Origin of the sequence: Affinundibacterium nitidum (genome assembly GCF_014284155.1) — a bacterium.
Classification (GTDB): Bacteria; Pseudomonadota; Gammaproteobacteria; order Burkholderiales; family Burkholderiaceae_D; genus Undibacterium; species Undibacterium nitidum.
Map to the genome: position 1 here is coordinate 1 of NZ_JACOFZ010000050.1, position 283 is coordinate 283.

The 283-nt window shown below is 46.6% G+C and carries 1 tRNA gene; it reads left to right on the plus strand.

Going from position 1 to position 283, the window contains the following annotated elements:
- Nucleotides 1-45 precede the first annotated feature (45 nt).
- Nucleotides 46-122 (plus strand) — tRNA-Ile (locus tag H8K36_RS18975).
- The last annotated feature ends 161 nt before the right edge of the window (nucleotides 123-283 follow it).

Consider the following 283-nt stretch of genomic DNA (forward strand, 5'->3'; position numbering starts at 1 on the left):
GCAGGGGGTGATCGGTTCGAGCCCGGTAACCTCCACCAATTGACTGGGGCTGTAGCTCAGCTGGTTAGAGCACCGTGTTGATAACGCGGGGGTCGTTGGTTCGAGCCCAACCAGCCCTACCAAATAAGCGGAGGCAGAAAGAAAGAGCCGAAGCGAGAAGTGAAATAACAAATGTGAGTGGCGCGTGCGCTGTTGAGATTTGTTCTTTCAAAACGAAAGCAAAGTAATTAAGTAGTATCGTTCTTTAACAATTGAGAAGAAGTAAAGTAGAAATAATCAAAAT